Here is a 22981-nt window from a genome sequence, read left to right on the forward strand (position 1 = left end):
GTCGCCGCCATCCGCCGGGCTTCGCTCTGGAAGATCACGCCGTACCACGGTACGTACTACAGAAAATAAAAAACGCGGGATGTGCGCAAGGATCGTGACCTTGAATCAGGTCCGGCGAACAGGGAGCGTGACGGGTGTGGGAGCGGGCTTGCCCGCGATGCAGGCTGCGCGATGGAAGGCAAAGGGCTTCACCTGTATTCGCCGGACAACCTCACAATGATCGTGCTGGCTTTGAGTGCTGTGCAAGAGCATCTTCCACAGATCATCAGATCCCACCGCCCGCCAACAACTGCGCCATCACCTCAGCCAACGCCTTGACCATCACATCCGCGGTCGGCCGGTGCACGATGACGATCTCATAACTGTCGACCTCCGGCAGCCCTTGCCCGGCCCCCAACACCCTGTGCTCGCCGGTGGCCGCCCTTGGCGGCAGCAGGCTGATACCCATGCCATCGGCGACCGCGGCCTGGATGCCACTGAGGCTGGAACTGGTAAAGCTGATGCGCCAGCGCCGGCCCATGCCTTCGATGGCGTTGATCATGTCCTCGCGATACAGGCCACGTGGCGGAAAGGTGACCAACGGGATCGGGTCCAACTCGAAGGCAGGCGTGCGCGCGCTGTCGATCCACTGCAGACGCTCTGGCCAACAGGCCACGCCCTCACGGCTGTTGCGTCGTTGCTTGAGCAGCACCAGGTCAAGCTCGCCATTGTCGTAGGCCTGGCTCAGGTCGCGGCACAAGCCGCTGGTCACTTCGAGCTTCACCTGTGGGTGCAGCCGGCTGAATGCCGACAGCGCATTGGTGGTACGCCCGCCAACGAAGTCCTCGGGCACGCCAAGCCGTACCGTGGTGCCTACCATCGCCCCGGCCAGGGCTTCAAGCATCTGATCGTTCAGGGCAAGCATGTGTCGGGCATAGCCGAGCAAGGTCTGCCCGGCGTCGGTCGGCAGCACATCACGGTTGCCCCGCACCAACAGGCGGTGGCCGACCATGTCTTCCAGGCGGCGTACCTTCTGGCTGATCGTCGACTGGGTCGAATGCAAACGCGCAGCAGCGGTAGTGAAGCTGCCGCAGTCGGCTACTACGACAATAGCGCGCAGCAGATCGAGGTCGAACAAGGCTCTATTCGATTTCACGCTGATGGACATCTGGATATTCAACTAATGAATGGCAAGTCTGCGTTCTATCACGGCTAGTCACCGAGGGCCACTCCTTCCCGCCGAGGATCGGCACCGCCTGACCAACCCTCGCCGCTGCGCTGGATGATCTGCATGCCGCTGGTCATGGTCATCGGCGTCACCTCATGGCCCCAGGCTGCCAACTGGCGGATCAGCGCCGGGCTGCTCAGCCCTGCTTCCACTTCGGTGCCGGCATTGCGACTGCCGAAGTTGGGCAGGCCAGCGGCCTGTTGCGGGTCGAGCTGCCAATCCAGCAGGCCGACCAGTGCCTTGTTCACGTAACCGATGATCTGCGAACCACCCGGCGAACCTAGGCTCGCGACAAACTCGCCCGTGGCACGCGAGAACACCAATGTCGGCGCCATGGCCGACAGCGGCCGTTTGCCCGGCTGCACCCGATTGGCCACAGGCTTGCCGTGCTCGTGGGGGATGAACGAGAAGTCGGTCAGCTGATTGTTGAGCAGGAAGCCCTTGACCATCAGGTGCGAGCCAAATGCGGCCTCCACCGAGGTGGTCATGGCCAGGGCCTGGCCGCTGTCATCCACCGCACTGAGGTGAGAGGTGGAGATACGCAGTGGCGAGCGGTCGGGCGCAAGTGCCAGGTCCGCTCCTTGCGGGTGGCCCGGACGGGCGCGCTTCATGCTGTGCTCGCCGATCAGCGCCGCGCGGCTGGCCAGATAAGCAGAGTCGGTCAGGGCCTTGACCGGGACGGGCACGTAGTCGCTGTCGGCCAGGTACTGAGCGCGGTCGGCGTAGGCCAGGCGCTCGGCCTCGGCGATCAGGTGCACGGCCAAGGGCGGGGCTTCCAGGCGGGCCGGGGACGAAGTGGCCAGCGGTCGCAGCGCTGCCAGGTCGCGTTGCGGCGCGGTGCGCTGCACGGCTTCGAGCAGGCCCAAGGTTTGCAGGACGGTCACCCCACCCGATGAAGGTGGCGGCATGCCGCAGATCTGCCAGGCCTTGTAGGGACCGCACAACGGCTCGCGCTCCTTGGCCTGGTACCGCTGCAAGTCCTGCAACGACAGATAACCGGCATTGGCGTGGCTACGCACCTTGGCGACGATGGCTTCGGCAATTTCACCGCTGTAGAACACCTCGGGCCCCTGTGCGGCGATCTGCTCGAAGGTATGAGCCAACTCAGGGTTGCGCAGGATCGTTCCCACCGCCAGCGGCTTGCCCTGTTCATCGAGGAAGTAACGGGCCATGGCGGGCGAGCGGGCAATGTAGGGGTCCCCGGCCAGTAGCGTGTGCAGGCGCTCGGAAACCGCGAAGCCGTTGCGTGCCAGGGCGATGGCCGGGGTGAACAGGGCGTGCCAGGGCAACTTGCCATGCTGCTCGTGGACCTGTTTCAGGGCACGCAGCACCCCGGGCACGCCCACCGAACGCCCTCCGATCTGCGCCACCCGGAACGGCATGGGTGTGCCATCGGCTTGCAGGAACAGTTTTTCCGTCACCGCCGCAGGTGCTGCCTCCCGCCCGTCGAATGCCTGCACGCGCTTGCCATCCCAGTACAGGATGAACGCCCCGCCACCGATCCCACTGGACTGCGGCTCGACCAGTGTCAGCACCATTTGCATGGCGATGGCGGCGTCAATCGCACTGCCGCCGGCACGCAGCATCGCCCGCCCCGCTTCACTGGCCAGCGGGTTGGCTGCGGCGACCATGTGCCGGCTGGCGTGCACCGGCTGCAAACCGCTACGGTAGCCAGAGGCCAGTTCCGGTGGTGCGGGCAATACCTGGTCGGCCCCGGCCCAGTCACTGGCAGCCAGCAGGCACAGAACGCAGATCAGCGGGGTGGGATATTTCATCGTCAAGCGTCCTGCCTTCACCTATTCAGCGAAGTACTGTCGGTCATAAGCAGTCTCGACTTCAAGCCTTGGTGCAATTACCGGCAAGCCATTCGCTGACCAATACAGCCTTTGCTCTCTGCGTGAGTGCCAGGTTTGCGCAATGACAGATCAGGTCACTTCTTCGAACGGCAGCCCCACATAGTTCTCGGCAATGTTCACCAGCCCCGCCGGCGAGCTCAGGAAGTACTCGCGGTCAGCTTCCTGCATCTTCTGGTCCCAGGCGTCCTTGTGGCTACCGAAGTCATGCAGCAGTTGGGTCATGAACCAGCTGAAGCGCTCGCCCTTCCACACGCGGCGCAGTGCCAGCGGCGAGTATTGCGCCAGCAGGTCGACGCGCCCTTCGTGGTACACCTTGACCAGAATACGGTACAGGTAGTTGACGTCCGAGGCCGCCAGGTTAAGGCCTTTGGCACCGGTAGGGGGGACGATGTGCGCAGCGTCACCCACCAGGAACAGGTGACCATACTGCATGGGTTCGACCACCAGGCTGCGCAGCGGCGCAATACTTTTTTCCAGGGCTGGGCCGGTAACCAGGTCAGCCGCCACGTCGGCGGGCAAACGGGCTTTAAGTTCGTCCCAGAAACGCTCGTCAGACCATTCCTCAACCCGGTCCTGCAAAGGTACCTGCAGGTAGTAGCGGCTGCGCGTTTGCGAGCGTTGGCTACACAACGCAAAACCGCGCTCATGGTGGGCGTAGATCAGCTCGTGATTGACCGGTGGCGTGTCCGACAGCAGGCCCAACCAGCCAAACGGGTAAACCCGCTCATACTGTTTCAGCACGCCCTCCGGGATGCTCTGCCGCGAGATGCCGTGGAAGCCGTCGCAGCCGGCGATATAGTCGCAGTCAACCCGCTGCACCCGGCCATCCTTTTCGAACGTCAGGTAGGGCTTCTGGCCTTTCAGTTCATGCGGCTGGACATTGCTGGCGGAATAAATGATCGGCGCACCACTGGCTTCACGGGCCTGCATCAGGTCACGGGTGACTTCGGTCTGGCCGTACACCATCACCGTCTTGCCCCCGGTCAGGGCCTTGAGATCCAGACGTTGACGGCGCCCGCCAACCAGCAGTTCGACACCCTCGTGCACCAGGCCTTCACGGTCCATGCGCTCGGCCACGCCGGCCTCACGCAGCAGGTCGACCGTACCTTGCTCCAGCACCCCGGCACGAATGCGGCCCAGTACATATTCTGGGGTCTGGCGTTCGACGATGACGTTATCGATACCGGCCTTGTGCAGCAGCTGGCCCAGCAGCAGGCCAGACGGACCTGCACCAATAATTGCAACCTGAGTTTTCATTGTTGTTGTCTCTGTTCGGACGATACCGGCCCGGAACTGGCAGCGGGGCGGCATCTGCTGTTAGGGTTTGCCATTGCATTTTTAATGGCAAAAAATGCCGCTTAAGTGTGCTATTCCATAAAAAAACTGCACTTTTACGAAAAGCGTTCGATTAACGGACAGGTCAGCCCAGATGAAATCCACCCTCCCCGGCGTCCCGTTGTTCAAGCTGTACGGCGAAAATCAGGCCTGGCCCGGCACCGACCTGCTGCACTGCGAATCAATCCCGGCGCGCAGCCGCCTGCATCACTGGGAGATCAAGCCGCACCAGCATGCCGAGCTGTTCCAGCTGCTGTATGTACAGCGTGGCCAGGCCCAGGTGGAGATCGAGGGGGTGCGCAGTGCCATCGGCGAAGCGGCGATCCAGGTAGTGCCGCCGATGACCGTGCATGGTTTTCGCTTCAGCGCCGATATCCAGGGCTATGTCCTGACCTTTGGTACTGCCCTTGTAGCGAACCTGGAACAGCGCCTGGGCGCGCCACTGACGGTGCTGGCACAACCTGCGTGTTACCCGCTGGGCCATGACCGCGTGCACCTGCGCAGCCTGGTCGACACCTTGCAGCAGGAGTACCAGGGCAATGCCCCGGCTCGCGCAGCGATGCTCGAAGCGTTGGTGACCGCGCTGATGGTGTGGATCAGCCGCCGCCAGCAGCAAGGGCTGGCGCCGCGCAACCGCGATGAACGTGACCGGCTGTTGCTGGGGCAGTACTTGCGCCTGGTCGAAGCGCATTACCGCGAGCATCTATCGGTTGAAGATTATGCCGCGCGGCTGAATGTTCCGAGCTTGCAGCTGAACCAGCTGTGCCGGACGCTGAGTGGCCAGACTGCGTTGCAGGTGGTGCACCAGCGGTTGTTGCTGGAGGCGCGACGCAACCTGATCTACACGCGGATGAGCATCGGGCAGTTGTCGGACAGCCTGGGGTTTACCGACCCGACCTACTTCGCCCGGTGGTTCAAGCGCTTGAGTGGGCAGACGCCCAATGGGTATCGCAGATCGGGGCTGTCTGAATAATCCATGCAGGCCTCTTCTTGACGTATACGTCAACCTGCCCTCAGGATATCCGCATACCCTACGTCGAGCCCGAGCATGAGCACTCAGACCTACAGCATCTCCGACCTGTCCCGCGAGCTGGACATCACCACCCGCGCAATACGCTTCTATGAAGAACAGGGACTGCTCAGCCCTGAGCGTCGTGGCCTGGAACGTATCTACTCACCGCGCGACAAGGTCAGCCTGAAGCTCATCCTGCGCGGCAAGCGCATCGGCTTTTCCCTGGCCGAGTGCCGTGAGCTGATCGAACTGTACGACCCCACCAGCGGCAACCTCAAGCAGCTCAACAGCATGCTGGCGAAAATCGCCGAGCGCCGTGCCCAGCTGGAGCAGCAGATGCTGGACATTCACCAGATGCAACTGGAACTGGACACCGCCCAGGAGCGCTGCGAACAAGCCCTGGCCGCCACCCTGAACAACAAAGACAACCGCTGAACGCCACAGGAAACCCGCCATGTCCTTGCCCAAACACGTCCGCCTGGTCGAAGTCGGCCCCCGCGACGGCCTGCAGAACGAAGCCCAGCCCATCAGCGTCGGCGACAAGGTACGCCTGGTCAACGACCTCACCGAAGCGGGCCTGGCCTATATAGAAGTGGGCAGTTTCGTGTCCCCCAAGTGGGTGCCACAAATGGCCGGCTCTGCCGAGGTTTTCGCCGGCATCCAGCAGCGCCCCGGTGTGACGTATGCCGCACTGGCGCCGAACCTGCGTGGTTTCGAGGACGCCCTGGCTGCCGGGGTGAAGGAAGTGGCGGTCTTCGCTGCCGCCTCCGAAGCGTTTTCGCAGCGCAACATCAATTGCTCGATCAGCGAAAGCCTCAAGCGTTTCGAACCCATCATGGACGCTGCGCGCAGCCACGGCGTGCGCGTGCGCGGGTATGTGTCTTGCGTGCTGGGCTGCCCTTATGAGGGCAAGGTCAGCGCCGAGCAGGTGGCCCCGGTGGCCCGCGCCCTGCACGACATGGGCTGCTATGAGGTCTCGCTGGGTGACACCATCGGCACCGGAACCGCAGGCGACACCCGGCGCCTGTTCGAGGTGGTGTCGGCCCAGGTACCGCGCGAGCAGCTGGCCGGACACTTCCATGACACTTACGGCCAGGCCCTGGCCAACGTCTATGCCAGCCTGCTTGAAGGCATCAGCGTGTTCGACAGCTCGGTAGCCGGGCTGGGCGGCTGCCCTTACGCCAAGGGTGCTACCGGCAATATCGCCAGTGAAGACGTCGTGTACCTGCTGCAAGGGCTTGGCATTGAAACCGGCATCGACCTGGGCCGGCTGATAGCCGCCGGCCAGCGCATCAGCAGCGTGCTGGGCCGCGACAACGGGTCGCGGGTAGCACGGGCCTGCAGCGCTCAATAGGTCACACGGGTGTCACATTGGTGTGGGTGAAGTGTTACCTCCCGCACATTTCACAGCAAAAAATCGGGTAACAGGGAAACAAATCGGCAGAATTTCAGGCTGGGCGGTGTCGACCAAAATTCTTAACTCATTGATTTTAAAGGGTTTTCAAAAGTTGGCACGCACCCTGCTATATCTCTGGTACAACAACAAAAAAAACGCGATACCCAATAAAAACAACAGGTAACGGCTCTGACATAACAAGAACAACACGGCAGAGGCGTAGCAAGCAGATTTTTTTGGAGTCGACACGCTTTTCAGGGGTTCGCCCCGCGGTCTGGCACAGAACAATAAAACTACCTCAAGGTAGCGGCAGCCAGGTTCGGATCAGCGATGATGACAGCAGGTCAGCGCTCAAAAAAATACGTTTGCTCTTGACCCCGCATGGGGGTCGCCCGCAGCACCAGGACAAGCCGACAAAAACAACAATAGGCCGGTCCCAATAATAAAAAAAGAGCAGGCAACAACGCTTTGAGGGGAGCTTCGGCTCCCCTCAGTGCTTCCTGCCCTCTTCCTCCTTCTGCTTCTCCTCATCCTTTCCTTCGACCTTCTCCACCAGCAACGGCATCGTGCCCAGTACCAGCAGGGCCAGTACCGTGCTGATCAGCGCCGTGGCTTCGCGTCCCATGCCAGCCGCCATACCGATGGCAGCCGTCATCCATAGCCCGGCAGCGGTCGTCAGCCCCTTCACATGGCTGGTGTTCTGGCCGTTACCCTTCAGAATGGTACCCGCACCGAGAAACCCGATACCGGCAACGATGCCTTGGATCACCCGGCTTAGCGCCTGGTCATCGGCCCCCGCCATGCTGGGTGACAGCATGAACAGGGCAGCGCCCAGCGAGACCAGCATGTGGGTACGCACCCCGGCAGACTTGCCCCTGTGTTCACGCTCGAAGCCCAGTATTGCGCCAAGCACAGCAGCCATCAGCAAGCGCACAAGGATTTGCGTGACCTCGCGCTCATCGGTGACATCGGCGAATTCGGCCTGGATTGCTTGCCAGATGACATCCATCGCGGTGCTCCCCTGCCTGAGCATATGGTTTCAGGGTTGACCTCTTCACGCAGTGCAAAGTGCCGCTCAGCCTACCGATGCAGCAACTGGCCCCTGACCGCGGTCCACCCTGTAACCACCCCAGGAGGATCCCACCATGCCCATTGAAATCGACGAAACCACCCGCCGCTGCACGCTGATTGGCGAAGGCTTGCGCATCGAGGGCGAAGGCCCGGACATCGAGATCATCACCGACGAGCAGTTGCGCATGTCGGTGGCCATTCTGGCCGGCCAACGCGTGCCGATCACGGAAACCGAAGCCGATACACTGACCGTGGCGGGTGCGGTGGATAGCCGCAGGCATCTGAAGGCCAGCGCGCCAGGCTCGGTGATATGAGGCCTGGCGGGGCTATGCGGCAAATCTGATATGGTTTTTATCGTAAAATCTGAACCTGTGCTGATAACAGCTTCAGCGCCATAGTGCTCATGCCTGATCGAGGCCTGATGAGCAGCGAACCATGAACGATAGAATCCCTTTTACAGAGATCGCCACCGCCCCAGCCAGCATCCAAGCGCGACGCACCGACAGCGGCATCCATACCCGCAGCTTTACCGGGCTTTACCGTAACCTGCGCATCGGCTTTGCCGGCGCCCTGTTCGTGCTGTTCTTCGGCACGGCCTGGCTGAACTGGAACGGCCGCCAGGCCGTACTGTGGGACCTGGGGAACAGCAAGTTCCACATCTTCGGCGCCACCTTCTGGCCACAGGACTTCATCCTGCTGTCGGCGCTGCTGATCATCTGTGCCTTTGGCCTCTTCGCCATCACCGTCTACGCCGGGCGTGTCTGGTGCGGTTACAGTTGCCCGCAAAGTACCTGGACCTGGCTGTTCATGTGGTGCGAAAAGGTTACCGAGGGCGACCGCAACCAGCGCATCAAGCTGGCCGCGGCGCCCTGGAGCATGAACAAACTGGCCCGTCGCACGCTCAAGCACAGCCTGTGGTTGGCCATTGGCGTGCTCACGGGGCTGACCTTTGTCGGCTACTTCACCCCGATCCGGCCACTGGCCGCAGAATTGCTCACCTTGCAACTGGGCGGTGTGGCACTGTTCTGGGTACTGTTCTTCACGGCCGCTACCTACATCAATGCCGGCTTGCTGCGTGAAGCGGTGTGCCTGCACATGTGCCCGTATGCGCGCTTCCAGAGCGTGATGTTCGACAAGGACACCCTGGCGGTCGCTTACGACCCGCGTCGTGGCGAGGCCCGTGGGCCGCGCAAGAAAGGCAGTGATGTCGGCGCCCAGGGACTGGGCGACTGCATCGACTGCACGCTGTGCGTGCAGGTGTGCCCCACCGGCATCGACATTCGTGATGGTTTGCAGATGGCTTGCATCGGCTGTGCCGCGTGCATCGATGCCTGTGACGGGGTAATGGACAAGATGGGTTACGCCCGCGGCCTGATTGGCTACAAGTCCGAGCACAGCCTGCAAGGCGGTACCACTCACTGGCTGCGCCCGCGCCTGCTGGGCTACGCTGCCGCACTGCTGGTCATGATCGGGGCACTGGTGGTAGCCCTGCAGATGCGCCCGATGGTATCGCTGGATGTGATCAAGGACCGCGGCCTGTTCCGCGAAAACGCCCAAGGCCAGATCGAGAACATTTACCTGCTCAAGGTCATCAACAAGACCGAACGTACCCAGCACTATCAATTGCGCCTGCTGGACGCTGACGGTTTCACCCTGCAGGGCAATAGCGCACTGGTCATCCCTGCTGGTGAAATGAGCGAACTGCCGGTGTCGGTGGCGATGCTGGCCGAGCGCCCGGCCAGCAGTTCGCAGACGCTGAGCTTTGAAATCCGCGAGCGTGACGACCCCACTATCCGCAGCGTAGCGCACAGTCGCTTCGTCGCCCCCATGAACCGCTGATCCCTTACACTCACGCCACCTTGCCTGCCAGGCTTCGACAGAAGGCCAGAATGAAACGCTACGAACGCTTCGCCGACGACATTGCCGAACTGATCCGCTCCGGGGTGCTGGGCCCCGGCCAGCGCGTGCCGTCCGTGCGCTACGCCAGCCAGACCCACGGGGTCAGCCCGTCCACCGTGTTCCAGGCCTACTACCTGCTTGAGCGGCGTGGGCTGATCCGGGCCCGGCCGCGCTCCGGGTATTTCGTCAACGCCCACGTTCCGCGCCAGTTCAGCGAGCCGCAGGCGCTGCAGCCGGTAAGCGAGTCTACCGATGTCGACGTTAGCGCCTTGGTATTTTCGATCCTCGACTCGATCAAGGACCCCAACACCATTGCCTTCGGCTCAGCCTTCCCCAGCCCTGAGCTGTTCCCGCTGCAACGCCTGTCGCGCTCACTGGCCAGCGCCAGCCGCAGCATGGACCCGCGCATGGTGGTGACCGATCTGTCCCCCGGCAACCCGCAACTGCGCCGGCAGATAGCCTTGCGCTACATGGTCGGTGGGCTGATGCTGCCGATGGAAGAGCTGCTGATCACCAACGGCGCACTGGAGGCCCTGAACCTGTGCCTGCAGGCAGTGACCCAGCCGGGCGACCTGGTCGCCATCGAGGCCCCCGCCTTCTATGCCTGCCTGCAGGTGCTGGAGCGGCTCAAGCTCAAGGCGGTGGAAATCCCCGTGCACCCGCGCGAGGGCATGGACCTGGGGGTGCTGGCGCAGACCCTGGAAAAGCACCCGGTAAAGGCTGTGTGGTGCATGACCAACTTCCAGAACCCGGTAGGTGCAAGCATGCCGGAGGCCAAGAAACAGGCGCTGGTGGAGCTGCTGGCGCACCATCAGGTGCCGTTGATCGAAGACGATGTGTACGCCGAGCTGTACTACTCGCAACAGGCGCCCAAACCCGCCAAGGCTTTCGACACCCAGGGCCTGGTCATGCACTGCGGTTCGTTCGCCAAAAGCCTGGCACCGGGCTATCGCATTGGCTGGGTGGCCGCCGGGCGCTTTGCGCAGAAGATCGAGCGGTTGAAACTGATGACCTCCCTGTGTGCCTCCATGCCGGCCCAGGCGGCCATCGCCGACTACCTGCAACACGGCGGCTACGACCGCCACCTGCGCAAGCTGCGCTACGCGCTGGAGGGCCAGCAGGCCAACATGCTGGCAGCCATCGCCCGCCACTTCCCGGCGCAGACACGGGTCAGCCAGCCCTCCGGCGGTTACTTCCTGTGGCTGGAACTGCCCGAGCAGATGGATGCCCTCAAGCTGTTCCACATGGCTCTGGCCCAAGGCATCAGCATCGCCCCTGGGCCGATCTTTTCGCCCACCCGACGCTTTGGCAATTGCATCCGCCTGAACTACGGCAGCCCCTGGCATGACGGCGCCGAACAGGCGATGGAGACCCTCGGGCGGATCATTCGCTCGTTCTGATAGCGAGGGGCCAGAGGGACGACTATAGTTGCTCGGTCCGACCATCAGGCCCTCGTCATGCAGCCAGATACGTCCTTTGCCCGATTGCAAGCGCGTGTCGCAGAACTGGAAGCACGCCTGGCAGAACGCGAAGACAGCGCTCAGGCGCATGACAGGCTGCTTGGAGAACTGCTCGACAACAGCCCGGCCAACGTGTTTGCTGCCGACCGCAGGATGCGCCTGTTGGCCATCAACCGCACGGCGCGCGAAACCTTCGAGCGTTACCGAGGCTTCGTGCCGCAGATTGGTGACTACGTACCCCAGTTCCTGACCGGTCAACCCGACATCATGGGCCGCCTGGCCCCGATATGGCCGCGCATACTGGCAGGGGAAGCGTTCATCGACACCGTCACCTTCGGGCCGGACGACGCACCACGCCATTACGAAATTCGCTACCACCCGTTACTCGATACTCAACAGCGAATTCAGGGCGGCTACCTGTTCGCCTATGACATCACGCAGCGCGTGACCGAACAGGAACGCCTGCAGCAGGCCGAAGAAGCACTGCGCCAGGCGCAGAAAATGGAGGCAGTCGGTCAGTTGACCGGCGGGATAGCCCATGATTTCAACAACCTGCTGGCCAGCATCCTTGGCGCCCTGGAACTGGCTGGGCAGCGTCTGGTGCAGCAACGCGTGGCGGACACCGCGCAGCTGCTTGAACTCAGCCGGCACAATGCCCAACGCGCCGCAGCCTTGGTGCAGCGCTTGCTGGCATTCTCACGGCAGCAGACGCTGGTCCCGCAACGGGTCGATGTGCAGCAACTGGTGGCTGGTATGCACGACCTGATCAGCAGCTCCACCGGCCCCTATGTCGACTACCACGACCAGACACATGCCGGGCTATGGCCCATCCGAATAGACGCACAGCAACTGGAAAATGCGCTGCTCAACCTGTGCATCAACGCCCGTGACGCCATGCCGCTTGGCGGCACCTTGAGCATCGGTTGCGCCAATGTCGAAGTGCAAGGCGCCGAAGCCAGACAGCTGGGCCTGGCCGCTGGCCAGTTTCTGCGTATACGCGTTGAAGACACTGGCATGGGCATGTCCAAAGCAGTGATGCAGCGCGCCCCTGAGCCCTTCTTCACCACCAAGCCGCTCGGCCAGGGCACTGGCCTTGGGCTGTCCATGGTCTACGGCTTTGTGCGGCAATCCGGGGGCCAGCTGGTCATCGATAGCACCCCTGGCCAGGGTACGGCCATCAACCTGTATCTGCCCCGCGATGAAAGCGTCGCCGCCGCTTCACCCAGCCCCCACGTCGAGGAGCCTGCGCCTGCGGCCTCGCTTCAGCAGCGCGTATGCAAGGTGATGCTGGTGGAAGACGAGCCGGCCCTGCGCCTGGTCATGCTGGAGGTATTGCTGGACCAGGGCTATGAAGTTCAGGCATTCGAAGATGGCCGCCAGGCATACAAGGCCTTGCAGGAAGCCCCTGCGCCGGACTTGCTGATTACCGATGCCTGCCTGCCAGGGGGTATCGATGGCCACCAACTTGCGGACGCCTGTCGAAGTATTGCACCACATGCAGCGGTGCTGCTGATCACAGGGCATGACCCTGTGCACAGTATGGCAAATGCGCGGCCCGACCGGCGCACCGAACTGCTGCCCAAGCCATTCGATCTTCAGGCACTTGCCCAGGCGCTTGAACGGCTGCTGGGGAGCACCGCCCAGTCGCACTGAGCGGCTATTCGCCTACAGGTGAACACGTTAAAGTCAGGACTTTTCATTGGCCGGACGCAGGCATGCCTTCTCGTGATCTGAACTCACTGCGCCAACAAGTCGAAGACCTCCAGCGACAGAACACACTGCTGGAGCAACGGCTTGCAAGCCTCCAGGCGCACGACCAGGACTTCTATCGCTCACTGTTCGACACCATGGACGAAGGCTTCTGCATTATCGAATTCTTCGATGGCCCCCATGGCCCGCTGAGTGACTACGTGCATGTGCTGGCCAACGCAGCCTATACCAAACACGCCGGCATCCCCAACGTGGTCGGGCAAAAACTGCGCGAGATGGTGCCTGATGAGGCAGATGACTGGGTGGCCCGCTATGGCGCGGTGCTTCGCACCGGTGAACCGCTGCACTTCGAGCAGGAACTGGTTGCTACCGGCCGTGTGCTGTCAGTGACCACTTTTCGCATAGAGCCTGCCGAGAAACGCCAGGTAGCGGTATTGTTCAAGGATGTGACCGAACGCCGGCGTGCAGAGCAGGCCCTGCAGCGTCTGAACGAAGAGCTCGAACAACGGGTGAGTGCCGCATTGGCAGAGCGCCGTTTGTTTGCCGAGCTGGTCGATCACAGTGTGGTCAATGTGCATGTGGTCGACAAGGACCTGCGCTGGCTGGCTGTCAATCGCCAGGCCAGGCATGACTTCCACCTGCTGTACGGGAGGACACCCGAAATCGGCGACTACCTGCCCGGGTTGTTCGAGGATGGCACCGCCGGCCAGACGCCTATTCTGCCGATGTGGCAGCGCGCCCTGGCAGGCGAGCAGTTCATCGAGATCGGTACCTTCGGCAAGCCCCCCGCGCTGCGCCATTACGAGTTGCGGTTCAACGCCTTGCGCGACCCCAAAGGCGAGGTACAGGGCGCGTTTCTGTTCGCCTATGACATCAGTGAACGGGTGCAGGAGCAGGAACGCTTGGCCAAGGCCGAAGCGGCGCTGCGCCAGGCACAGAAAATGGAGGCCGTAGGCCAGCTCAGTGGCGGCATTGCCCATGACTTCAACAATTTGCTGGGCGGCATCCTTGGTGCTCAGGAGCTGATGCGTCAACGCCTGGACCAGTCACGCTTCGACGCCCTGGCACCCTTGCTGGAGCTGTCCAGCAGCGCGGCGCAGCGGGCCTCGTCGCTGGTGCACCGGCTGCTGGCGTTCTCCCGCCAGCAGACCCTGCAACCCTGCTCCACGCAGGTGGCCACTTTGGTGGCTGGCATGGAAGACCTGCTTCGCCGCACCATCGGCCCGGCGATTACCCTGAGCAGCCGCTTCGCCAACCAGCTGTGGCCAACCTTCATCGACCCTCCCCAACTGGAAAGCGCCTTGCTCAACTTGTGCATCAACGCGCGCGATGCCATGCCGGCCGGTGGTGTGATCGAGATCATTGGCGACAACCTGCGGCTTGACGACAAGCAGGCCCTGGCACTGGCACTGCCGGCCAGCGAGTACGTGCGGCTGAGCATCGTCGACAACGGTAGCGGCATGTCGGCTGAAGTCGTTGAGCGCGCAGTCGAGCCGTTCTTCACCACCAAGCCGATGGGCCAGGGCACCGGCCTGGGTCTGTCCATGACCTATGGCTTCGTGCGCCAGTCGGGTGGGCAATTACGGGTGCTGTCGGTGCCTGGCGAGGGTACCCGCATCGAGCTGCTGTTACCCCGCCACCACGCGCAAGCCCAGGCGCCAATCAGCAAACCGCAGCGCGCGCCTTTGCGAAGAAGCAGCGAGACTGCAAAACGCATTCTGTTGGTTGAAGACCAGACCGCCTTGCGCCTGGTGATAGGTGAAGTGCTGGAAGAGCTGGGCTATCGGGTGGACGCCTTCGAGAACGGTCCGTCTGCCCTCACCCACCTGCAAAGTGGCGAACGGCCGGACTTGCTGCTGAGCGATGTCGGCCTGCCTGGCGGCCTGAATGGCCGCCAGGTAGCCGAACGCTGCCGTGAGCGTTACCCGGACCTCAAGGTACTGTTGATGACTGGGTACGATGAGAGCGCGGCGTTCAGCGACGGCCAACCGCTGCAAGGTACGCTGGTGTTGACCAAGCCGTTCGAACTGGACGCACTGGCGGAGCGGGTTCGTGAGCTGCTGGAAACTTGACGGGCGCGTTCAGCGCCCGCCGCCCAGGTCGATGAAGCTGCCGGTGGCATAGGAGGCTTTGTCCGAAAGCAGCCAGAGGATGGCCTCGGCCACTTCCTCGGGACGCCCCCCTCGGCCCATGGGCAAGCCAGGTTCGAGCTTGCTGACGCGGTTTGGGTCACCCGACAGCGCATGGAAACCGGTATGGATATAGCCCGGCCGGACGCCATTGACGCGCACGCCCTCGCCTGCCACTTCTTTGGCCAGGCCGATGGTGAAGGTGTCGAGCGCGCCCTTGGAGGCGGCATAGTCGACATATTCGTTGGGCGAACCCAGGCGTGCGGCTACCGATGATACGTTGACGATGGCCCCGCCTTGCCCGCCATGCCGGCGCGCCATGCGCAGCAGGGCGTGCTTGGCGCAGAGCATGGGGCCGACGACGTTGGTTTTCATGACATTCAGCAGCCGGAACTCGGACATGTCCTCGACCCTGCTTTGCTGGCCGATGGTGCCGGCGTTGTTGACCAGTGCGGTGACCGGGCCGAGCTCGTCGTCGACGCGCAGGAACAGCTGGATGATTTCATCTTCGACGCTGACGTCGGCGCGCACCGCGATGGCCTCGGCGCCCAGGGCGCGGACCTGGCTGAGGATGGCTTCGGCGGCTTGGTCATCGGCGTGATAGTTGATGCAGATGCGGTAGCCCTGGTGGGCGGCCAACAGCGCAGTGGCGGCGCCGATGCCGCGGCTGCCGCCGGTGATGACGATGACGTTCTCCATGGGTTTGCCAATGGTTTGGGGAAGGGAGCATCGACAATAGGCGAAATGGCGCTGCGTTGGAATGACGAAGATCAGCACAGCCAACCCTCTGCTGTTGATGTGGCTGTTGATGTGGCTGTTGATGTGGCTGTTGATCTGGCTTTTGATCTGGCTTTTGATCTGGCTTTTGATCTTGATCTTCGCGACTTCAGGAGGCCGAACGCAGGCCTTGCGGAGGCAGGTGACGGGCATGGATGCCCGTCAAGCGCTGAGGCCCCAGGATGGGGCCTTCGGCGCGGTCCTGCCGGGAGCAAGGCCGGAGTGAGGGAACCCCGGAGCGCAGCGCAGGGGCCGGATGATGGGAGCGCAGCGTTTTTTGGTTACTTTTTGTCGCGTTTGACAAAAAGTGACTCGCCGTAAGGGCGAAAAGGTGAGTCCGTGTCGCCATCGCGAATGGACTGTTCGCTGAGTCAAAACAGACGAATTTGCTTCTTGCTTCTTGCTTCTTGCTTCTTGCTTCTTGCTTCTTGCTTCTTGCTTCTTGGATGTGGGCATCCACATCGAGTAGGTATTCATTCGCGCAGGTGGCGCATCATCACCTTTCCGCCCTTACGGCGGGTCACTTTTTGTCAAACGCGACAAAAAGTAACCAAAAAACGCTGCGCTCCTATCATCCGGCCCCTGCGCTACGCTCCGGGGTTCCCTCGCTCCGGCCTTGCTCCCGGGAGGACCGCGCTGCAGGCCCCATCCTGGGGCCCAGCGCTTGACGGGCATCCATGCCCGTCACCTCCCTTCGCAAGCCCTGCGCTCGGCCTCCTGAAGTCGCAATCCGCGGCGCCTGGGCTATCGCGCGCTTAGAAGCAAAATCAAAAGCCGAAGCGAGAGCGAGAGCGAGAGCGAGAGCGAGAGCATCGAGATCTTGCCTTGTGTTTAGATCAACTCTGCTGTTGATCTTGATCTTGATCTTGATCTTGATCTTCGCGACTTCAGGAGGCCGAACGCAGGCCTTGCGGAGGCAGGTGACGGGCATGGATGCCCGTCAAGCGCTGAGGCCCCAGGATGGGGCCTTCGGCGCGGTCCTGCCGGGAGCAAGGCCGGAGTGAGGGGACCCCGGAGCGCAGCGCAGGGGCCGGATGATGGGAGCGCAGCGTTTTTTGGTTACTTTTTGTCGCGTTTGACAAAAAGTGACTCGCCGTAAGGGCGAAAAGGTGAGTCAGCGTCGCCATCGCGAATGGACTGTTCGCTGAGTCAAAACAGACGAATTTGCTTCTTGCTTCTTGCTTCTTGCTTCTTGGATGTGGGCATTCACATCGAGTAGGTATTCATTCACGAAGGTGGCGCATAGTCACCTTTCCGCCCTTACGGCGGGTCACTTTTTGTCAAACGCGACAAAAAGTAACCAAAAAACGCTGTGCTCCCATCATCCGGCCCCTGCGCTACGCTCCGGGGTCCCCTCGCTCCGGCCTTGCTCCCGGGAGGACCGCGCTGCAGGCCCCATCCTGGGGCCCAGCGCTTGACGGGCATCCATGCCCGTCACCTCCCTTCGCAAGCCCTGCGCTCGGCCTCCTGAAGTCGCAATCCGCGGCGCCTGGACTATCGCGCGCTTAGAAGCAAGATCAAAAGCCGAAGCAAGACCGAGACCGAGAGCATCGGGATCTTGCCTTGTTTAGCTCAATGCCCCGCCGATGCCGGGCCCGCCTTGGCGGTAAAGGGCGGCTTGGCGAACCACACCAGCAGAATCAACCCGGCAAACACCCAGCTCATCAACGTGAAGTAATCCACCGTCGACATCATGTAAGCCTGCCCGTTGAGTATCTGCTCCAACTGCGCATAACTCTGCGGGCTGGCGCCGCCCAACTGCTCAAGGGTATGCCGCGTCGTCGGGTCGAACTGGCTGATGTGCTCGCTCAGATAGGCATGGTGCTGGTCCGCCCGACGAATCCAGATCCAGGTGGTCAACGAAGCCGCAAAACTCCCGCCCAAGGTTCGCAGAAAAGTCGCCAGCCCCGAACCGTCGGCAATCTGGTGCGGCGGCAGATCGGACAGCAGAATGCTCAACGTCGGCATGAAGAACAACGCCACGCCAATCCCCATGAACAACTGCACCAAAGCCACGTGCTGGAAGTCCACCTCGCTGGTGAAACCAGCACGCATGTAGCAACTGGTACCGATCGCCAGGAACGCCAACCCAGCCAGCACCCGCAAGTCGAACCGGTGCGCATATTTACCCACGAACGGCGACATGATCACCGGCAGCAAGCCGATCGGCGCAACCGCCAGGCCTGCCCAAGTCGCGGTATAGCCCATCTGCGTCTGCAACCACTGCGGCAGGATCAGGTTGATACCGAAGAACCCGGCATACCCCCCGACCAGCACAATGGTGCCAATGCGGAAGTTGCGGTGCACGAACAGACGCAAGTTGACCACCGGGTGCCGGTCGGTCAGCTCCCAGATCACGAACACCGCCAGGAACACCACCGAGATCAGGCTGCCGACAATGATGAACGACGATTCGAACCAGTCCAGATCGTTGCCTTTGTCCAGCACTACCTGCAAGGCACCGACGCCGATAATCAGGGTCAGCAGGCCAATGTAATCCATCGGCTGGCGGCTGGTGACCACCGGGCGCGTGCGCATCTGCTGGCGCACCACGGCAGCAGCGAACAGGCCGATGGGCACATTGATGAAGAAGATCCATGGCCAGCTGTAGCTATCGGTAATCCAGCCCCCAAGAATCGGCCCGGCAATCGGCGCCACCACCGTGACCATCGCCAGCAGCGCCAGTGCCATCCCCCGTTTTGCCGGGGGGTAGACAGCAATCAGCAGGGTTTGGGTCATCGGGTAAAGCGGCCCGGCGACCACGCCCTGCAAGACACGAAACCCCACCAGCTCGGGCATCGACTGGGCAATACCACACAGGAACGACGCCAGCACGAACAGCAGCGTGGCCCAAATGAACAGCTTCACTTCACCAAAGCGCCGGCTCAGCCAGCCGGTCAGCGGCAAGGCGATAGCGTTGCTCACCGCGAACGAGGTGATGACCCAGGTACCTTGCTCGTAACTCACCCCCAGGTTGCCGGAAATGGTCGGCAAGGCCACGTTGGCGATGGTGGTGTCCAGCACCTGCATGAACGTCGCGAGCGACAGGCCGATGGTGGTCAGCAGCAGACTCGGCGGCGTGAACTGGGCAGCGGCGTTGTTGCTCATCGTTGCGCCGTCTTGCCGGTTGCGCTGTTCTCGTGAATCAGCCGGGCGATCAGGTTGTCGGCTTCGACCAGCTGGTGGTCATACACCTGGGTGGTGTAGCTGGCCTTCTGCGGAGGCTGCTGGGCCAAAGCCGGGCCGCTCTGGTCATGCAGGTCGACTTCAACCACGGTGGACAGGCCGATACGGAGGGGGTGGTCCTTGAGCTGGTCGGGGCTGAGGTGGATGCGCACGGGTACTCGCTGGACAATCTTGATCCAGTTACCGGTTGCGTTCTGCGCCGGCAGCAAGGCAAAGGCGCTGCCGGTGCCCGCGCCAAGGCTGTCGACCGTGCCGCTGTACTTGACCTCGCTGCCGTACAAATCAGCGGTGACTTCCACCGGCTGGCCAATGCGCATCTCACGCAGCTGGGTTTCCTTGAAGTTGGCATCGATCCACACCTGATCCAGCGGGATTACCGCCATGGTCGCGGTGCCCGGCTGCAGGCGCTGGCCCAACTGGACGGTACGCTTGGCAACGTAGCCGGTGACCGGCGCGACCAACGTGGTGCGGGCGTGGTCGAGGTAGGCCTGGCGCAGGTCGGCAGCAGCAGCCATGACGTCGGGGTGCGAGGACACCACGGTGTCGTCGACCAGCGCGCTGCTGGTGCTGAGCTGTTGGCGCGCACTGTTGACGGCGGCCTGGGCAACGGTCAGGTCGTCGCGGGCATGGGACAGTTCTTCTGCGGCAATCGCACCGCTGTCAGCCAGCACCTTGCGCCGGTTGAAGTCCTGCTGCGCCTTGCGCAGTTCAGCTTGGCGCGTTTCCAGTTGAGCCTTCAGCGAGTCGACGTTGCTGTACAGCCCGCGCACCTGCCGCACGGTGCGTGCCAGCTTGGCTTCGGCGGACTGCAAGGCCACTTCGCTGTCGGCCGGGTCGAATTGCAGCAACACCTGGCCGGCGTGGACCAGGTCGCCGTCATCGGCCCCGATGCTGGTAACGGTGCCAGCGACCAGCGGGGTGATCTCCACCACGTTGCCGTTGACGTAGGCATCGTCGGTGCTTTCGTGCCAACGCCCGACAATGCTGTACCAGGCCCAGGTGCCGACCCCGGCAAGGATCAGCAGCAACAGCAGGCCAAGCAGCCAGGCCTTGCGCTTGCGTGACGACTCGGGCGCGGCGGAGGGAGTCGGGGTGTCTGTGGGAGTGGCCATGACAATACCTTGGATAATTCGTTACAGGGTTCAACGGTCGCCAAAGCGGCGGATCGTCAACGGGTCGCCAGCACTGAGCAGCACCTTGGCCAGCAGGCCTTCCAGGGTCTTGAGCTCCTCTGGTGCCAGCACGCCGCACAACTCGTTCATGGCGGCGGCGCCAATTTCCGGCAGGCGGTTGGCCAGGCGCTGGCCGTCCGCAGTGAGTGCCAGGCGCACTTGGCGCCGGTCGTCGGCGCAGCGGTTGCGCACGATCAGTTCCTTCTGCTCGAGGCGGTCGAGCATGCGGGTCATCGAACCGCTGTCCAGGCCCAGGTACCGGCACAGTTCGGCCGGGGTATCCACCTGGTACTGGGTGACGATGATCAGCACTTTGAACTGCGCGGCGGTGACGCCCTCTGACTCCAGGTGCCAGTCAAGAATGCGGTCTTTGAGAATCGCAGCACGGCCAAGCAACATGCCGATGGCGCAGGTCTGGAAGTTTTCGGGGGAAAAATGGGCCATCGTTGACTGCTCAGTTAAGTGTGTAGAAATATTACTGCCTAGGCAGTGAATGTCAAAGCCTTCATTAGCAAGCTATGAAATATTTCATGACTTCTGCCTGTCTCACCGCTCTCAGCAGGCGCGTATTGCGGCCCATTGCTGCACACAAGGCCGCGCCTGCAAGGGTGTGCGTAAAGGCGGCTAACGCGCTCGCAGGCCCAACGCCTCCACCGCCCCGCAAGCAATCGCCATTCCCACCAGTTCTGCGAGGCTGCCCGCCTGCAACCGCTTCATCACCCGCCCCCGGTACAGGTCCACGGTCTTGACGCTGATGCCCAACTGCTCGGCAATTTCGCGGTTGCTCAACCCTTGGGCCAAGGGTACGAACACGTCCCGCTCACGCGGCGTCAGGCCATCGATACGCGCCTGCACCAAGGCCAGCGCCTGATCGCCTTGTCGCGCCAGCCCGGCGTGCTCCAGCGCAGCCTGAACGCTGTCGAGCAGCAACTGGTCGTTGTAGGGTTTTTCGATGAAGTCGCAGGCACCGGCCTTGAATGCCCGCACCACGATCGGTACATCGGCATGACCGCTGACGAAGATCACCGGCACCATCAGGCCACGCTCACGCATCGCCTGCTGCACAGCCAACCCGCCCAACCCCGGCATGCGCACATCCAGCAGCACACAGGCGGGCCCATCATCGACGCAGGCGTCGAGAAACGCCTGCCCGCTGGCGAACGGCAAGGCTTGCAGGCCCACCGACTGCAGCAGCCAGACCGTAGAGTCGCGCATCCCCTGGTCGTCATCGACCACATACACTTTTGCTTGCAACACTGCCTCCCCTTATTCCCTGCTGACCGCCAGCCGGCAGCACAGTACCAGACCGCCGCTGTCACCCGCCCGCGCCCACAGGCTGCCACCGAAGCCTTCGATCAGGCTGCGGCTCATGCTCAAGCCCAAGCCCAGGCCGTCGGCCTTGCTGGTGGTGAACGGCGTAAAGATTTCATCCAGCCGCTCCGGTGCCACGCCCGGGCCCTGGTCGGCTACCTCGACCAGCACCCCATCGCCATCGCGCGCAGCGCAGAGCAGGATACGTGACGGCCGCTCCCCCTGCTGCTCGCGATTGGCATCGATGGCATTGCGCAGCAGGTTGAGCAGCACCTGCTCCAGCAGCACTCGGTCGGCATACACCAAGGGCAGTTGAGCGCTCATGCGAAGTTCCACCTGCACTTGGTCCCGCGCGGCTTCCCAGGCGCACAGGCGCATGGCTTCGCCAGCCAGCTCGGCCACATCCAGCGCCTCCAGGCGGCGCGGCCCCTTGCGCAGGAAGGCACGCAGGCGGCGGATCACTTCGGCGGCATGGGTGGCCTGTTCGCTGATACGCTGCAGGCCCTGGCCTACCCGCTCGCGAGCCTGGGGGGCACGTTCCAGGCCCTGCAGGTAACGCTGACTGGCGTTGGCATAGTTGACCACCGCGGCCAGTGGCTGATTGATCTCGTGGGCGATGCCCGAGGCCAGCTCGCCCAGGGTAGCGAGGCGGGCACTGTGCGCCAGGCTTTCCTGCGCTTCGATGCGCAAGGTGATGTCGCGGGACACGCTGACCACCTCCACCACCGCGCCCGTGTAGGTCTCGCGGATCGCCCGGCTGGCGATTTCGAACCAGCGGTAGTCGCCTGTCGCCTGGCGTACCCGGCAGGTCATGGTGTGGTAGCCATCCTGGTCCAGCGCGGCAGCGGCCTGGCGTAGTACCTGACGCCGTTCGCGCGGATGCAGCAAGGTATGTACAGGCATGCCACGCAGCTGCTCGGGCCACAGGCCGAGCAGGCGGTAGGCTGCCGGTGAGGCATCGAGAAAGCGGCCATCGGGGCTGTGTCGGGAAATCAGGTCGGTGGTGTTTTCGATAATCAACCGATACAGGCGCCGGGCGCGGCTGGCTTCGCGTGCGCCATGGCGCTCTTCGCTGGCATCACGGCAGCGGCCCAGCACCTGCTGGCCGTGGTTGTCCGGCATGAACGTCCACAGCACGATACGTTCGCCGACCTGCACTTCGACATCGCTGATCGCCCGGTGCTGGCGCAGACAGGCACGCACCAGGGCAGCGCAATTGGCCGGCAGCCAGCAAGCCAGCTCAGGCCCTTCGGCGACCCAGGCCTGCAGTGCCGGGTTGAGTGCCAGCGGGCTTGCATCACTGGCCAGCAACAGACTGGGTTGGGGGTCTTTGGCAAGCAAGGGGTAAGCAGTGTCATCCACGGTAGGCGGCCTGTTGTTATAGTAGTTTTACTATATTGCTATAGTCGATATTCCTAATACCATAGCGACTCGCGTAAAACTGCGACAGAGGGGGCGGC

19 protein-coding genes are annotated in these 22981 nt (G+C 62.7%); 9 read left to right on the forward strand and 10 right to left on the reverse strand.

Features of this window, described 5'->3' with window-relative positions:
* Nucleotides 1-265 precede the first annotated feature (265 nt).
* From AC3B5Q_RS15040 to pobA, 3 genes are all read right to left on the reverse strand, one after another.
* Nucleotides 266-1147: a LysR substrate-binding domain-containing protein gene (locus tag AC3B5Q_RS15040; RefSeq protein WP_021785640.1), complete on the reverse strand. Its 882-nt coding sequence runs from the start codon at nucleotides 1145-1147 to the stop codon at nucleotides 266-268.
* A 44-nt stretch (nucleotides 1148-1191) separates the two neighbouring features.
* The gene (gene ggt / locus AC3B5Q_RS15045) at nucleotides 1192-2982 is read right to left on the reverse strand and encodes a gamma-glutamyltransferase (protein WP_101196023.1); all 1791 of its coding nucleotides are present in this window, start codon (nucleotides 2980-2982) and stop codon (nucleotides 1192-1194) included.
* Nucleotides 2983-3132: 150 nt separating this feature from the next.
* Entirely contained in the window at nucleotides 3133-4320 is a 1188-nt protein-coding gene (pobA, locus tag AC3B5Q_RS15050) for a 4-hydroxybenzoate 3-monooxygenase (RefSeq protein ID WP_021785642.1), read from the reverse strand.
* Nucleotides 4321-4492: 172 nt separating this feature from the next.
* On the opposite strand from pobA, the gene AC3B5Q_RS15055 reads away from it, so the two are divergent.
* The 3 genes from AC3B5Q_RS15055 to AC3B5Q_RS15065 all read left to right on the forward strand — a co-directional run bounded on the left by AC3B5Q_RS15055 (nucleotide 4493) and on the right by AC3B5Q_RS15065 (nucleotide 6764).
* Nucleotides 4493-5371 carry a helix-turn-helix domain-containing protein gene (locus AC3B5Q_RS15055; protein ID WP_021785643.1) on the forward strand — a complete coding sequence of 293 codons (879 nt, stop codon included), beginning with the start codon at nucleotides 4493-4495 and terminating at the stop codon, nucleotides 5369-5371.
* 75 nt (nucleotides 5372-5446) lie between these two features.
* A complete protein-coding gene (locus tag AC3B5Q_RS15060) occupies nucleotides 5447-5845 on the forward strand; it encodes a MerR family transcriptional regulator (protein WP_003247847.1) in 399 nt (132 codons plus the stop codon).
* 19 nt (nucleotides 5846-5864) lie between these two features.
* Nucleotides 5865-6764: a hydroxymethylglutaryl-CoA lyase gene (locus AC3B5Q_RS15065; protein ID WP_103444294.1), complete on the forward strand. Its 900-nt coding sequence runs from the start codon at nucleotides 5865-5867 to the stop codon at nucleotides 6762-6764.
* A 532-nt stretch (nucleotides 6765-7296) separates the two neighbouring features.
* Here the strand turns inward: AC3B5Q_RS15065 and AC3B5Q_RS15070 are convergent.
* Nucleotides 7297-7815, reverse strand: coding sequence for an MgtC/SapB family protein (locus AC3B5Q_RS15070; protein ID WP_021785645.1), 519 nt, complete (start codon nucleotides 7813-7815; stop codon nucleotides 7297-7299).
* Between the two features lie 136 nt (nucleotides 7816-7951).
* On the opposite strand from AC3B5Q_RS15070, the gene AC3B5Q_RS15075 reads away from it, so the two are divergent.
* The 5 genes from AC3B5Q_RS15075 to AC3B5Q_RS15095 all read left to right on the forward strand — a co-directional run bounded on the left by AC3B5Q_RS15075 (nucleotide 7952) and on the right by AC3B5Q_RS15095 (nucleotide 15018).
* Complete coding sequence (locus AC3B5Q_RS15075; protein WP_021785646.1) at nucleotides 7952-8191, forward strand: DUF3203 family protein; 240 nt, start codon at nucleotides 7952-7954, stop codon at nucleotides 8189-8191.
* Between the two features lie 121 nt (nucleotides 8192-8312).
* Nucleotides 8313-9716, forward strand: coding sequence for a cytochrome c oxidase accessory protein CcoG (gene ccoG / locus AC3B5Q_RS15080; protein ID WP_021785647.1), 1404 nt, complete (start codon nucleotides 8313-8315; stop codon nucleotides 9714-9716).
* Nucleotides 9717-9766: 50 nt separating this feature from the next.
* Nucleotides 9767-11176, forward strand: coding sequence for a GntR family transcriptional regulator MpaR (mapR, locus tag AC3B5Q_RS15085; RefSeq protein ID WP_028697280.1), 1410 nt, complete (start codon nucleotides 9767-9769; stop codon nucleotides 11174-11176).
* A gap of 57 nt (nucleotides 11177-11233) precedes the next feature.
* Nucleotides 11234-12889: a PAS domain-containing hybrid sensor histidine kinase/response regulator family protein gene (locus tag AC3B5Q_RS15090; RefSeq protein WP_488392652.1), complete on the forward strand. Its 1656-nt coding sequence runs from the start codon at nucleotides 11234-11236 to the stop codon at nucleotides 12887-12889.
* A 62-nt stretch (nucleotides 12890-12951) separates the two neighbouring features.
* Nucleotides 12952-15018 carry a PAS domain-containing protein gene (locus AC3B5Q_RS15095; protein WP_275967229.1) on the forward strand — a complete coding sequence of 689 codons (2067 nt, stop codon included), beginning with the start codon at nucleotides 12952-12954 and terminating at the stop codon, nucleotides 15016-15018.
* A gap of 9 nt (nucleotides 15019-15027) precedes the next feature.
* Here the strand turns inward: AC3B5Q_RS15095 and AC3B5Q_RS15100 are convergent, their stop codons facing one another.
* On the reverse strand, nucleotides 15028-15774 hold the full coding sequence (locus AC3B5Q_RS15100; protein WP_028697281.1) for an SDR family oxidoreductase: 747 nt from the start codon (nucleotides 15772-15774) through the stop codon (nucleotides 15028-15030).
* Nucleotides 15775-15835: 61 nt separating this feature from the next.
* Between AC3B5Q_RS15100 and AC3B5Q_RS15105 the strand changes: the two genes are divergently transcribed.
* The gene (locus AC3B5Q_RS15105; RefSeq protein ID WP_488392653.1) at nucleotides 15836-16078 is read left to right on the forward strand and encodes a hypothetical protein; all 243 of its coding nucleotides are present in this window, start codon (nucleotides 15836-15838) and stop codon (nucleotides 16076-16078) included.
* 1346 nt (nucleotides 16079-17424) lie between these two features.
* Here AC3B5Q_RS15105 and AC3B5Q_RS15110 read toward each other — a convergent pair.
* The 5 genes from AC3B5Q_RS15110 to AC3B5Q_RS15130 form a co-directional block, all read right to left on the reverse strand.
* The gene (locus tag AC3B5Q_RS15110) at nucleotides 17425-18960 is read right to left on the reverse strand and encodes a DHA2 family efflux MFS transporter permease subunit (RefSeq protein ID WP_004575310.1); all 1536 of its coding nucleotides are present in this window, start codon (nucleotides 18958-18960) and stop codon (nucleotides 17425-17427) included.
* Nucleotides 18957-20150 (reverse strand): HlyD family secretion protein, encoded by a 1194-nt coding sequence (locus AC3B5Q_RS15115; protein WP_021781651.1) that lies wholly within the window; start codon nucleotides 20148-20150, stop codon nucleotides 18957-18959. Before AC3B5Q_RS15115 ends, AC3B5Q_RS15110 begins: the two co-directional genes overlap by 4 nt.
* Before the next feature lie 30 nt (nucleotides 20151-20180).
* Nucleotides 20181-20654 (reverse strand): MarR family winged helix-turn-helix transcriptional regulator, encoded by a 474-nt coding sequence (locus AC3B5Q_RS15120; protein ID WP_010954405.1) that lies wholly within the window; start codon nucleotides 20652-20654, stop codon nucleotides 20181-20183.
* Nucleotides 20655-20834: 180 nt separating this feature from the next.
* Entirely contained in the window at nucleotides 20835-21467 is a 633-nt protein-coding gene (locus tag AC3B5Q_RS15125) for a response regulator transcription factor (RefSeq protein ID WP_021781652.1), read from the reverse strand.
* A gap of 9 nt (nucleotides 21468-21476) precedes the next feature.
* A complete protein-coding gene (locus tag AC3B5Q_RS15130) occupies nucleotides 21477-22883 on the reverse strand; it encodes a sensor histidine kinase (RefSeq protein WP_488392654.1) in 1407 nt (468 codons plus the stop codon).
* Nucleotides 22884-22981: the final 98 nt, after the last annotated feature.

The sequence above is a fragment of the Pseudomonas sp. D5(2026) genome (genome assembly GCF_057766845.1).

What these genes read in the sequence shown, in the direction of transcription:
- AC3B5Q_RS15040 (WP_021785640.1), bottom strand. Translation starts at nt 1,147, where the DNA reads ATGTCCATCAGCGTGAAATCGAATAGAGCCTTGTTCGACCTCGATCTG.
- ggt (WP_101196023.1), bottom strand. Translation starts at nt 2,982, where the DNA reads ATGAAATATCCCACCCCGCTGATCTGCGTTCTGTGCCTGCTGGCTGCC.
- pobA (WP_021785642.1), bottom strand. Translation starts at nt 4,320, where the DNA reads ATGAAAACTCAGGTTGCAATTATTGGTGCAGGTCCGTCTGGCCTGCTG.
- AC3B5Q_RS15055 (WP_021785643.1), top strand. Translation starts at nt 4,493, where the DNA reads ATGAAATCCACCCTCCCCGGCGTCCCGTTGTTCAAGCTGTACGGCGAA.
- AC3B5Q_RS15060 (WP_003247847.1), top strand. Translation starts at nt 5,447, where the DNA reads ATGAGCACTCAGACCTACAGCATCTCCGACCTGTCCCGCGAGCTGGAC.
- AC3B5Q_RS15065 (WP_103444294.1), top strand. Translation starts at nt 5,865, where the DNA reads ATGTCCTTGCCCAAACACGTCCGCCTGGTCGAAGTCGGCCCCCGCGAC.
- AC3B5Q_RS15070 (WP_021785645.1), bottom strand. Translation starts at nt 7,815, where the DNA reads ATGGATGTCATCTGGCAAGCAATCCAGGCCGAATTCGCCGATGTCACC.
- AC3B5Q_RS15075 (WP_021785646.1), top strand. Translation starts at nt 7,952, where the DNA reads ATGCCCATTGAAATCGACGAAACCACCCGCCGCTGCACGCTGATTGGC.
- ccoG (WP_021785647.1), top strand. Translation starts at nt 8,313, where the DNA reads ATGAACGATAGAATCCCTTTTACAGAGATCGCCACCGCCCCAGCCAGC.
- mapR (WP_028697280.1), top strand. Translation starts at nt 9,767, where the DNA reads ATGAAACGCTACGAACGCTTCGCCGACGACATTGCCGAACTGATCCGC.
- AC3B5Q_RS15090 (WP_488392652.1), top strand. Translation starts at nt 11,234, where the DNA reads ATGCAGCCAGATACGTCCTTTGCCCGATTGCAAGCGCGTGTCGCAGAA.
- AC3B5Q_RS15095 (WP_275967229.1), top strand. Translation starts at nt 12,952, where the DNA reads ATGCCTTCTCGTGATCTGAACTCACTGCGCCAACAAGTCGAAGACCTC.
- AC3B5Q_RS15100 (WP_028697281.1), bottom strand. Translation starts at nt 15,774, where the DNA reads ATGGAGAACGTCATCGTCATCACCGGCGGCAGCCGCGGCATCGGCGCC.
- AC3B5Q_RS15105 (WP_488392653.1), top strand. Translation starts at nt 15,836, where the DNA reads ATGACGAAGATCAGCACAGCCAACCCTCTGCTGTTGATGTGGCTGTTG.
- AC3B5Q_RS15110 (WP_004575310.1), bottom strand. Translation starts at nt 18,960, where the DNA reads ATGAGCAACAACGCCGCTGCCCAGTTCACGCCGCCGAGTCTGCTGCTG.
- AC3B5Q_RS15115 (WP_021781651.1), bottom strand. Translation starts at nt 20,150, where the DNA reads ATGGCCACTCCCACAGACACCCCGACTCCCTCCGCCGCGCCCGAGTCG.
- AC3B5Q_RS15120 (WP_010954405.1), bottom strand. Translation starts at nt 20,654, where the DNA reads ATGGCCCATTTTTCCCCCGAAAACTTCCAGACCTGCGCCATCGGCATG.